Annotated in this window: 7 protein-coding genes; 1 reads left to right on the top strand and 6 read right to left on the bottom strand. The window is 41.7% G+C overall.

Features of this window, described 5'->3' with window-relative positions; genetic code table 11:
• Positions 1–197: 197 nt before the first annotated feature.
• The 6 genes from FW759_RS01325 to FW759_RS01300 all read right to left on the bottom strand — a co-directional run bounded on the left by FW759_RS01325 (position 198) and on the right by FW759_RS01300 (position 9803).
• Positions 198–1991 carry an acyl-CoA dehydrogenase C-terminal domain-containing protein gene (locus FW759_RS01325; protein WP_131397727.1) on the bottom strand — a complete coding sequence of 598 codons (1794 nt, stop codon included), beginning with the start codon at positions 1989–1991 and terminating at the stop codon, positions 198–200.
• Positions 1992–2388: 397 nt separating this feature from the next.
• A complete protein-coding gene (locus FW759_RS01320) occupies positions 2389–4098 on the bottom strand; it encodes a putative bifunctional diguanylate cyclase/phosphodiesterase (protein WP_443567105.1) in 1710 nt (569 codons plus the stop codon).
• A gap of 63 nt (positions 4099–4161) precedes the next feature.
• The gene (locus FW759_RS01315; protein WP_446441956.1) at positions 4162–5034 is read right to left on the bottom strand and encodes a 16S rRNA (uracil(1498)-N(3))-methyltransferase; all 873 of its coding nucleotides are present in this window, start codon (positions 5032–5034) and stop codon (positions 4162–4164) included.
• Between the two features lie 203 nt (positions 5035–5237).
• Positions 5238–6086, bottom strand: a complete 849-nt coding sequence (gene metF / locus FW759_RS01310) for a methylenetetrahydrofolate reductase [NAD(P)H] (protein WP_446441955.1) — start codon at positions 6084–6086, stop codon at positions 5238–5240.
• A 23-nt stretch (positions 6087–6109) separates the two neighbouring features.
• Positions 6110–7534, bottom strand: a complete 1425-nt coding sequence (gene ahcY / locus FW759_RS01305) for an adenosylhomocysteinase (protein WP_353669855.1) — start codon at positions 7532–7534, stop codon at positions 6110–6112.
• A 334-nt stretch (positions 7535–7868) separates the two neighbouring features.
• A complete protein-coding gene (locus tag FW759_RS01300; RefSeq protein WP_446441954.1) occupies positions 7869–9803 on the bottom strand; it encodes a TonB-dependent receptor plug domain-containing protein in 1935 nt (644 codons plus the stop codon).
• A 383-nt stretch (positions 9804–10186) separates the two neighbouring features.
• Between FW759_RS01300 and FW759_RS01295 the strand changes: the two genes are divergently transcribed.
• Positions 10187–12163: a mechanosensitive ion channel family protein gene (locus tag FW759_RS01295; protein WP_446441953.1), complete on the top strand. Its 1977-nt coding sequence runs from the start codon at positions 10187–10189 to the stop codon at positions 12161–12163.
• Positions 12164–12191: the final 28 nt, after the last annotated feature.

The following is a 12191-nucleotide window of genomic DNA, read 5'->3' as shown; positions in this document are numbered from 1 at the left end:
GGCTATTGTAGTAATAAAATATATTTTGATGAATAGAGTTACTCTCAGAAGTATTCTGCTTTTTCAAAAATAAAAATAACCAATAGAGTGAGAGACGCTAGAACTATTGCTGTTTTAAAGAGATGCCTAAAATAAATCGGCAACACACCGAAGTATGTTGCCAATAAAATATAGTATGAAAAGTATCTAACGCTTCATTAAAAAGCAAACTGATCCACGTCCATACTCATGTATGGCTCAACACCCGTACTGATACGCTGTACATGTGTTGTGGTGCGTGGCAATAACTTAGCGAAGTAGAACTGCGCTGTTTTAATCTTGGCATCATAAAATGCTTTTTCGCCAGTCCCATCTGCGATAGCCGTTTGAGCAACGAGTGCCATACGCGCCCATAGGTAAGCAAGAGTCACATAACCACTGAAGTACATATAGTCAACTGCAGCGCCGCCGACAGCGTCTGGGTTTTCAGTGGCTTGCATACTGATACGTGACGTTAGATCGCCCCATTCTTTGATATGCTTGGCAAGTGGACGAATGAATTGACCCATCTCATCATTGTCTTTGTTTTCTTGACAGAATTTTTGAATGATTTGTACAAAATTTGCGAGTAGCTTGCCTTGTGAGCCCAAGACTTTACGACCTAATAGATCCAGTGCTTGGATTTCAGTCGTACCTTCATACAGACAAGCGATGCGAGTATCACGGACGTTTTGTTCCATACCCCATTCACTGATAAACCCATGACCACCGTATACTTGCACGCCATGGTTTGCCGCTTCTAGTCCAGTTTCTGTTAAGAACGCTTTGGCAATGGGGGTTAATAATGACAACATTTGGTCAGCGAACTTAAGCGCATCGCCTTCGCCTTTTGCCACAGTATCAGCAAAGTGTGAGAGGTAATAAACCAATGCACGACCACCTTCTGCAAAGGCCTTTTCTGTCAATAGCATGTTGCGAACGGCAGGGTGAACGATGATAGGATCTGCTACTTTGTCTGGCGCTTTTGCACCTGAAAGTGAGCGCATCGCTAAGCGATCTTTTGCATAAGTCAGTGAACCTTGGAATGCATACTCTGCAGCCGTAAGACCTTGAACGGCTGTACCAATACGAGCAACGTTCATAAAGGTGAACATGCACTGTAAACCACGGTTTTCTGGTCCAATCAAATACCCCGTTGCGCCATCGAAATTCATGACACAAGTAGCAGAGGCTTTGATGCCCATTTTATGCTCAATAGAGCCACAAACCACGCTATTGTTTTCGCCTAAGCTGTTGTCTTCATTGACCATGACTTTGGGTACGATAAACAGTGAGATACCTTTTGTGCCGGCAGGTGCGCCTGGTAGACGAGCCAATACAATATGAATGATGTTGTCTGTTAAATCATGCTCACCTGCTGAAATAAAGATTTTTTGACCAGTGATGCTATAGGTACCATCTTCTTTAGGCTCAGCTTTGGTACGAATAATACCTAAGTCAGAACCTGCATGGGCTTCAGTCAAACACATGGTGCCTGACCATTCGCCAGTGACCATTTTTTCTAAATACGTTTGTTTTTGCTCGTCAGTACCATGGTGCTCGATGGTTTGAATAGCGCCATGCGATAGACCAGGGTACATAGAAAATGACCAGTTAGCGGTGCCAACCATCTCATTGATGACTGTAGATAATGAAAATGGCATGTTTTGACCACCAAATTCTTCTTCAGCAGACAAAGCTGGGAACCCAAGCTCACAAAACGCTTTATATGCTTCTTTAAAACCTTTTGGGGTAGTCACGACGCCATTGTTAAATTGACAACCTTCAGCATCACCGCTTTGGTTCAATGGTGACAGCTCGTTTTCAGCGAAGCTTGCCGCCATCTCAAATAAGCTGTCCATCAATTCACGATCAGCTTCTTGAAACGCGGGCAAGGTTTTGTAATGGCTTTCACTATCAAGTAGTTCATGCATAACGAATTGGATATCACGTAAGGGTGCTTTGTATTGCATAACTTCCTGTCCTTTTTAGAATATAACCGATACCAGTCAATAGTAGGTACATAACTGCACAATCAATTAGTACGCAGATGTTGCCCACTTCAATCTAGCGAGCCTAAATGAAAAATAGGCAGTAACGCTGATTGATGCAGTTATCAATTATTTACAGTATTTATCGAAGAGAATGGTAATTGTCAGAGTCGGCGTATGACTTGATTCAATCTAACAAATTCATCATAAAAGATAGGCTTTCATAGGCGATTATACAAGTTTGGTCACAGCACTGATAAGTCATGAACCTATCTTGCATCGATTGGGCAATCAACGGTAAGGGGGAAAATTATAGATGTATAAATGACTGAAATTATTAGAATTATTGAAAAATTATAAAGGAGATGGTGTGAATGGATTAAGAAGCGTATTGCTTAACCAGCATTTCAGTTGCCACGTTCGCCGCCACAGGTTTGCCAAACCAATAGCCTTGTCCTTGTTGACAACCCATGTCTAACAAAACATCACGCTGTTCTTCAGTCTCGATACCTTCGGCAATTACTTGCATGTCAAGGGCAGTAGCCAAGTCTAAGATGGCTTTTACAATCGCACGCTGGATATGATCAGTTGTGATATTAGAGATAAAGCTCTTATCAATTTTGATAAAATCAAATGGATATTCTTGAAGGTAGCTTAAAGAGGCGTAGCCCGTACCAAAGTCATCCAAGGCCAAAAAAACGCCCAGCTCTTTGAGCAAATTAAGTTTTTGTCTGATATTAGAGTGACGCTGAATCAAAGAGGATTCTGTGACTTCGATATGAAATTGATGAGAAGAAATGGCGTACTCTTTGAGCAAACGATTTACCATGTCAAAAAAATCAGGATGACTAAATTCGGCAGCATCAGCATTGACACAAATGTGCTGACAAAAGCCTTTTTGTCGCCAGATGGCGAGCTGTTTAGCAATTTGAATGGCCATCTGTGAGAACAGCTCAAACGACAGCCGATTATTGATAATGGCATTGATAAAATGGTGGGGTTTTAGCAGTCCACGCGTTGGATGCTGCCAACGTACAAGGGCTTCAAAACCTGTAATGATACCTGTTTTTAGTTCAAACTTTGGTTGATAATAAGGGATAAACTGACCTTCATTAAAAGCATCTCTTAGCTCTGCTTCTAGTCGTAAACTGTCATCAGTTGCCTCATTGATAGTTGCTTCATACCAGCAAATGTCATCACCACCTTGCTGTTTGACATAGTGCAACGCTTTTTCGGCTTTGGCCAGCAGCTCTTTTAAGTCGTCGCCGTTTTCAGGAAAATAACTGACTCCGACAGAAATATGACAGTAGATATTGGTATCAGTCGTAGTATTTCCGTTTAATGAAAAAGGGCGTTCACACATTTGCATTAAGCTGTCTAGCTGATGCCGTATCAAATTGGCGTCAGTACACTCAAACAATAAAGCAAAATCATCACCACCAAAGTGAGAAAAACAGTGTAAGTTGTCCAATTTAAGATCTTTGACACGACTGACAAAATCTTCAACCAGGGTGTTAATGTCATCGGGACCCAGTAAGCTGGCAAGGTTGCGATAGCGGTCGATGTTTAGACGGACAATGACCACTTCTTGATAGCTGTCTAACAATAGATCGCTGGTTTGACTCAAAAATACTTTGCGGTTTGGTAAGCCAGTAATCTGGTCATAATTGAGCAAATGTGCGACTTGTTTTCGGTCTTTAACGATTGAAGACATATCACGTACCATGCAAGCATAATACACTCTCTGCTCAATACAGATTTTACGATACGTCATATGACATTCAATGACCTGTCCGTAACGGTTTGGCATTGAGAAGTCATTTTCATAAAAACCATTGATATCTAATTGCTGGATAATGTCTTTTAAGACAACTCTTTCTTCTTCTGATAAAAATTCTGCTGCGTAAATACCCAGTGGCCGCCCTAGTATAAACGTCTCACTATAACCAATAATCATCTCATAGCTGGCATTAACGGCCAGATAACGCAAATCTGCATCTAAAATAAAAACAGCATCCTCTAGTTGCTCGCACAATGTGGCGAGTAGTTGCTGCTTGTCTGCGATAGAAATAGGCGTGAAATCAGTCATAATGGAACTCATAACGTCAAAGGTGAATCAGAAATGGATTTACATGTATGAGACGCTGGCATGTTAAAGACTTAAAGCATGCATCGTTGCAAGGGCAACGACTGGAGCTGTCTCAGTACGTAAAACTCTTGTACCAATTTGCCAAGGTTCAAAACCTTTTTCAAGAGCTTGCTTGCATTCATCATTACTAAGTCCACCCTCAGGACCAATCAATAGCTGAATATAAGACGCCTGTTGTTTCAAAATCTTAGGCAACGACTCAGGCATATCAGGTTGTCCTGCGGCAGGTACACTGAGCTGCATCCGCAAATCTGCTGAGTGTTGTAGCACTTGATAATAAGGATCTTGGCTGAGTGCAGCGACAATAGGGCTGACAGCCGACGCTAAATTCGAAGAATGGATAGATAGATTGCTCAGCCAATCCCCAATCGATAAAGGTGATATGACAAGGGGCGGACGATTGAGTCCACATTGCTCGCAAGCAGCAATCGCCACTTGTTGCCAATGCGCCAACTTTTTTTCTACTTGTGCTGGCTTGAGATTGACTTCGCCGTGATGGCTACTAAGTAGCTGAATGGCAGTAACACCAAGCTCAGTGGATTTTTGGATGGCGTAGTCCATTCTCTCACCACGACTCATGACTAAGCCGATTTGGGTCATGAGAGAGCTGCTTCGATCATCAGCCAAATGCGAAAGTAAGGTCGCAGTGGCGTGTTTTTTACTGATGGTCTGCAACTGCACCTGGTATTCACCACCAAAGCCATCAAATAGGATGCCTTGGTCGCCAACATTGGCTCTCAATACACGGCACCAGTGGTGAACAATACTGTCTGTTAATTCAATACTGGCACCTATAGATAAAGCATCCAGCCGAGAGTAGGGGGTGTCTTTATCGGTATTGATGTCATCACTAACGGCATAAAAAAAACGTCGCACAGTCACTTAGTCCTATATTTTAAATAATAGTATGCTCAAATATCTTAGCAGAATATCATTACAGAAGGTAAAGGTATTATTGTTGGTAGGTGATATCCTACATTTATTATTTTTTCTGTCGCCAATGGATAAAAATAACAACGGCAACAAAAAACTGGCGCTCCTAAGAGCGCCAGTCATTAAGGTATCAATATATTGCAAGCTTACGCAGTCAACCCCAAGGCTTCTACCAAGCGTTTATTTGGCTCAACTTTATTCATGCTATAAAAATGCATGGCTGGCACGCCTTCGCTAATCAAGCGCTCGCACAGACGGTAGACCACGTCAAAACCAAACTCACGGATGGCTTTACTGTCATCACCATAGTCAAATAACTGCTTTCGTACATAGCGAGGAATATCAGCGCCACAGCTATCAGCAAAGCGTATGAGGTTGCTAGAATTGGTGATTGGCATAATACCAGCGACCAAAGGCTGGTCAATGGTATTGATACCACGTTTTTCTAACGTATCGCGCAGATAAAGATAACTATCAGCATTATAAAAAAACTGCGTAATAGCTGCATTCGCGCCTGCTTGAAACTTATTTACTAAGTTGTCAACATCGAACTCAAAGCTTCGTGCTTGTGGATGCATTTCAGGATAAGCCGCCACTTCAATGCGAAAATGATCACCTGAATGCTCACGAATGAACTTCACTAAATCTAACGCAAACGGCAGCTCGCCCATACCAACTTGACCCGATGGCAAATCACCACGAAGTGCAACAAGGCGGTTGATACCTAAGCTTTTATAATGCTCAAGTAACTCAGCAATTTCGCTTTTATCGTCACCGATACACGACATATGCGGTGCAATATCAGTGTCACCGCGCATGCTTAGTGCTTGCACAATGTCTAAGGTGCGGCTACGAGTAGAGCCACCAGCACCATAGGTCACTGAAAAGTAAGTTGGTGACAATGTATTTAGCTCATCAAAAGTACTCAGTAATTTCTCACGTCCCTGATCAGTTTTGGCAGGGAAAAATTCAAATGAGAAAGCAGGCTTACTCATAGTCATGCTCCTCAGTACTTTGATTAGTATTTATAAGCGTCAGGTTTGAATGGACCTTCAACTGGTACACCTAAGTACTCAGCTTGTTTTTCAGTCAGCTTAGTCAGTGTACCATTGAAGCCTGCAACCATCGCTGCTGCTACTTCTTCGTCCAGCTTCTTTGGTAGTACTTTGACGTATAAGTTGTCAAAACGCTCATCAACTGGCAGCTCAGCGAATTTTTCTTCAAACAGATACATTTGTGCCAATACTTGGTTAGCAAATGAGCCGTCCATCACGCGTGATGGGTGACCGGTTGCATTACCTAAATTCACCAAACGACCTTCAGCAAGTAAAATTAGATAATCGTTTTCATCATCTGAGCGGAAGATTTGATGAACTTGCGGCTTGATCTCAACCCAGCGCCAGTTGTCACGCATAAATTGGGTGTCAATTTCGGTATCGAAGTGACCGATATTACAAACCACAGCACCAGGCTTCAATGCTGCTAGCATGTGTCTGTCGCAAACATGATAGTTACCAGTCGTCGTGACAATCATATCTGTATCTTCAAGCAGACGCTTATTGATGTTTTCTGCGCCGCCAGTATTGTCGCCATTGATGTATGGTGATAATACTTCAAAACCATCCATACAAGCCTGCATGGCACAGATAGGATCGACTTCTGACACACGTACGATCATGCCTTCTTGACGCAAGCTCTGAGTAGAACCTTTGCCCACATCGCCATAACCGATAACCAAAGCACGACGACCAGCAAGGAACATGTCGGTAGCGCGTTTGATGGCATCATTTAAGCTATGACGGCAGCCATATTTATTGTCATTTTTAGACTTTGTGACCGCGTCATTGACGTTGATAGCTGGTACTTTTAGCGTACCTTTATTCAACATATCAACCAAACGGTGAACACCAGTGGTGGTCTCTTCTGAGATACCATGGATGTTGTCAAGGAGCTCAGCATACTCATCATGAATCAGGGCGGTCAAATCGCCGCCATCATCCAAAATTAAGTTGGCATCCCAAAGCTGACCTGATGCTTCGCCGCCAACATGTACTTGCTGACGTAGGCACCACTCGTACTCTGCTTCTGTTTCGCCTTTCCAAGCATAGACAGAGATACCAGCTGCAGCAATGGCCGCCGCTGCGTGATCTTGAGTTGAGAAAATATTACATGAGGTCCAACGTACTTCAGCACCTAGCGCAACTAGCGTTTCGATAAGCACGGCAGTCTGAATCGTCATGTGGATACAGCCAGCGATTTTTGCGCCTTTGAGTGGCTGGTCTGCTTCGTAGCGACGACGCAGGCCCATTAGGGCAGGCATTTCGGCTTCAGCAAGCGTGATTTCACGGCGGCCGTAATCAGCTAAGCTAATGTCAGCGACTTTATAGTCAGTGAAAGAGGGATCGATCGTATGGGCAGATGGGGTGTTAGACACTGCGTCCATAATATGCTCCTATCAGTGGTTGATTTATGATAAAAAGAATAAAAACGCAGGTGCCGTTATTTGCGCTGTCGATGACCTAAAATAGATAACCAACAGTTAACCGAGCCTAACATAAGGGTTGAATAGCAAGTGCTTCGATATAAACACTGCCATCCATCATTATGGCGCAACACCTCTCGGAGGTCGTTATTGTAATAGATGAGGCCTAGCTTGTCACCTATTGGATAAGGTAAATGATAGGCAATAGTGGCATATGATTTTAATTATCATAAAAAAGGCCACCAATTGGTGACCTATTTATTCTTAGTGGTTTTGTGCGGTTAAGTGTTCAGGATTAGAACCAGTTATAGGTTAGTGAGGTAAAGTAGTTGATGCCATCCGTTGCATACTCTGTGCCGAACTGATTAGATAAAGTATAGTCTTCATCCGTTAAGTTATCGACACGTAAGTTAGCACGTAAGTTAGGTGCAAGATAAACACTACCACTTAAGTTCACCAGAGTGTAACTGTCTAGCTTAGTTTGATTGGCTACGTCTGAGAATCTATCATCCGTGTGCTTAGCTTCAAGGCGTACATTAAAGGTAGGCTGTTGATAGCCAATATATATTAAACCACTGTTCTGCGGGCGGTAAACAAGATTATTATTATAATTAGGGCTGCTGGCTGTTTTGTTTTTAGCATCTAAGTAGTCATATCCTAAACCAAATAAGAACGAGTCCATACGCCAGTCTGAAGTAAGGCTTATTCCCTTAATTTTTGCTTCACCTGTATTGGTATTTCCGCCAATTAAATCTTCGACATCTGTGTGATAGCCAGTAAGGCGTGAGATTTGATTTCCTTTATTGTACTCTACGAATACTTCAGTGTTTTTGCTGGTTTCAGGCTTTAAGTCGGGATTGCTATAGCCAGGGTAGTATAGGTCATTAAAAGTTGGTGCGCGAAAGCCTGTCGCATAGCTTGCGCCGATTCGCATACCGTCCAATGGACGCACAGCAGCGCCTACGTTATAAGTACTTTCATTACCATATTGAGAGTTATCATCAACGCGATAATTGGCTTGTAAATCATAATAAGTATCTGCTAATTGATAACCAACAAAAGCACTTTTAACGGTTCTATCGTCAGGGCGATAAGCAGTTTGAGCAGCAGAGCCGCTAGAAAAATCTAATACATCTGATGCATCTAGCTTTTGAGACAACCATTCAGCGCCGACAGTCACAGTTCCCGGTTGCGCATTAATCTGACTCTCTAAACGTGCTTGTTCTTGAGTGGTATCAAATTTACTGCCTTCTTGATAATTAATAGAATTATTATCGTGAGAGGTCAGTTTATCGATGCTCTGACCATAGCTAAGCTTCGTTATGGTCAGTGGCGTTTGATGTTGAATGAAAGCATTGGCACTACCATTCTTTTGATCCGAATAAGCATTTGGGAATAAAGTACCAGCAGAATCGATATCAGTTGTAGAATCAGAATATAATGCACTGAGTCCTGTGCTTAAAGAATCCGAAAGCTTATGCTGTAAGCCCAAACTGGCATTGGTAGATTCAAAACCATCATCATCAGCGTTGTAGTCAAAAGCATTACTATTAGCAATCGCGTTAAAACCATCCGTTTTATTACGGCTGACACCTAAGCTCAACGATGACGTATCGTTTTTAAGTTGCCCAGTTACACCAACTTGATAATGATTGTGACTACCATAACCAATAGTGGTAGAAACGTTAGATTGATCGACACGGCTACCCTTGGTAAAAATCTGAATAACACCGCCCATGGCATCAGAGCCATAAATGCTAGAACCTGAAGCACCGTATAAAATTTCAATACGGTCAATTTGGTCGGCCGACAATAGGTTTAATGAAGGTGTTCCTGTAGAAATAGAGCTATAGCGAATGCCATCGATTAGTACAAGGACTTGCTTACTGTCATAACCACGCATATAAAAATTGCTGATAGTCCCCATACCACCACTTTGAGAGATATTAATACCAGATTGACTTTTTAGCACGTCAACTACTGTCTGACCTTGATAGCGTTGCAACTCTTCGCTATCAATGACTCTAGTTTGGGCAATGATGTTGCTGGTTTTAGTAGGCGTACGCGTAGCAGTGACAACAATTTTATCAAGCTCGACTTTCGGTAGCTCATCATCGTTGATAACGTTTGCATCGTTGGGTGCTGCGGTGGCATTTATAGTAAGTACGCCAAGGGCACTTAAGATACATAACCGAAGATAGGCAGTAGAAGATGAGCGTGATAAAACCATTTTTAATTCCAAATTAATCAAATAAAGAAGTTACAAAAGTGAAAGTCAAGAAGGTAAAAATTACAAAAAGTAATAATTAGTTTACAGGCCGCCATTATCTACAAAACCACTTCATTTATAAACCACTTTAATCTAATATTTATTCACGCTAAGCTGAATAATTTTCAAGAGAGAGTTTTATCTGACGGTTTTGGCTTCTATTTTGTTAATTATTTAGAGGATTTTTCACATTTATGGATATAAGAAAAAGCGAATTATAGAGTAATCATATATAGAGTTATGTAAATGCGTAATCAAAAGCATTGCTGTTATAAATAATTGCTATCATAAGCAACCGTTTTATCCATTTTAGTTGTAGTGCCTATCAAGCTAAGAGGTTTGTTTTGTCTATTGAACGTAATTTGATTGTCAATACTGGGTTGTCTCTATCGTATCTGACCAAAAAAATATCCTTAGCGGTAAGTGTGTTTTTGCTTGCGATGGTGATGAGTTTATTATCGATTAGCACAGCCTTTGCTGCTGAGCCTAGCGCTCTTGGTATCAGTGGAAGTAGCAGTGAGGAGTCGTCGACGAGTACACCGCTACCAGACTCTTTTGGACGCGATACGCCACGACATGCGGTACAAGGGTTTATTAGTGCGCTGAGTGAGAATGATTATTTGCTGGCGAGTAATTATCTCAACTTGTCAAAGTCTGACAATCCAACCACGATTGTCAGACAATTTAAGCAGGCGTTAGATGCTGGCGGGCGTTTTCAGCCAGATTTACAGATTAATAATAATCCTGAAGGCAATTTAACTGACCAATTACCCCCGAGCCAAGAGAATGTCGGCGTCATCAGTGTTGGTGACAAAAGCGTTTCACTAATACTAGAGAGAGTGGTATCTAAAGAAGGTGAGCAGTATTGGCAGTTTTCGAGTGAGACTCTTAGCTCCATACCCGAAGTCATAGAAAATACTGAACCAACCTTGGTATCTCGTTATACCTTAGGGTCATTAGAAGGCAAAAAGCTTTTTGGTTATGAAATGGCTGATTTGGTTGCAGCTTTAACCATGATTGTCAGTAGTTTTGTGCTTACTTATATCCTGGTCTGGTTGTTATATCATCTATTGAGAATTGCGTATCCTCGCATACGTGGTGTACCTTTACCGCTACCTGACAAAGTGATCTTGCCAATGGCCGTGGTCACTATGGCGATGATATTGTCTGAGGTTATGGTTTACGCTGGCGTATCCGTTACGTTACGTGAGCCTATCAACCGCTTTACTCAGATTGCCTCTTGGCTTGCGCTGACTTGGTTGCTGCTTCGAGTTATCGATGCCATATTTACTCGAGCGGTGAATTTAAGTTATAAGAAAAACTATACTGAACGTGTCTCGATTTTGGGTTTACTGCGTAAAGTCGTCAAAGCGTTACTGCTGATATTCGCTGTTATCGTCATTTTTGGCAATTTAGGTTTTGATTTGACGACCGGTATTGCCGCATTAGGTGTGGGTGGTTTAGCGTTGGCACTTGGTGCACAAAAGACCATTGAAAACCTAGTTGGTAGTGTCGTTGTCGTAGCAGATTCACCCGTAAGAATAGGGGACTATTGTAAGTTTGGAACTTACGAAGGTACTGTCATTGACATTGGAATTCGATCATCGCGTGTGCGTACCTTGACACGTACGGTAGTTACTGTACCAAACGGCGACTTTTCATCAATGCAGATTGAAAATTTTACCTCACGTGATATGTTCCGCTTCTTTCATCAGCTATATATCAAGCGTACGGCCAATATCGATGTAGTCTTTAAAATGGTCAAAGAGCTAGATGAATATTTAAATGAGCATTATTTAACCAATCAAGAATGGAACCAGGTCAATATTTTAGAGTTACGACAAGACTGTTATGTCATTCAATTACAGGCTTACATTAATGCCAATGGAATTGGAGAGTTCTATGACAAGCAAAACGTTTTGTTTGTCGATCTGTTGACCCAAGTGGCCAAGTATAAAGTCGAGCATGCGCTACCAACACAGCAGCTTATTGTCAATCAAAATGAGTTTGATCCAACTTCAGAAGATGACGATATAGATGATGGTGAAGAGACAACTAATGGTAACAATATAAATGATAGCGAGGTCATTTCTACTGATGATAAGAGTGACCGTTACAACTTTGTATTGGATAAAGAGAGCGATGATACTCAAAGTAATGACAAAACTGATCAAAAAACGAAAAAATCGGAAGCTGGCAAACACAGCCATCCCTTTAGATCATTGAGAAATAAAAGCCGATTATTGAGGAAAAGCACCTTTAGACATGCCAACAAGCAAGAAAAAAGAAAATTGGGTTTTTCTATATGGAATCAGTTCTAAGCATATAGTTTGAGTAGACTTGCTAGTA

The organism is Psychrobacter sp. 1176_08, from assembly GCF_052850615.1.
This window is presented reverse-complemented; position numbering and strand designations above follow the sequence as displayed.

What these genes read in the sequence shown, in the direction of transcription:
- metF (WP_446441955.1), bottom strand. Translation starts at nt 6,086, where the DNA reads ATGAGTAAGCCTGCTTTCTCATTTGAATTTTTCCCTGCCAAAACTGAT.
- FW759_RS01325 (WP_131397727.1), bottom strand. Translation starts at nt 1,991, where the DNA reads ATGCAATACAAAGCACCCTTACGTGATATCCAATTCGTTATGCATGAA.
- FW759_RS01300 (WP_446441954.1), bottom strand. Translation starts at nt 9,803, where the DNA reads ATGGTTTTATCACGCTCATCTTCTACTGCCTATCTTCGGTTATGTATC.
- FW759_RS01320 (WP_443567105.1), bottom strand. Translation starts at nt 4,098, where the DNA reads ATGACTGATTTCACGCCTATTTCTATCGCAGACAAGCAGCAACTACTC.
- ahcY (WP_353669855.1), bottom strand. Translation starts at nt 7,534, where the DNA reads ATGGACGCAGTGTCTAACACCCCATCTGCCCATACGATCGATCCCTCT.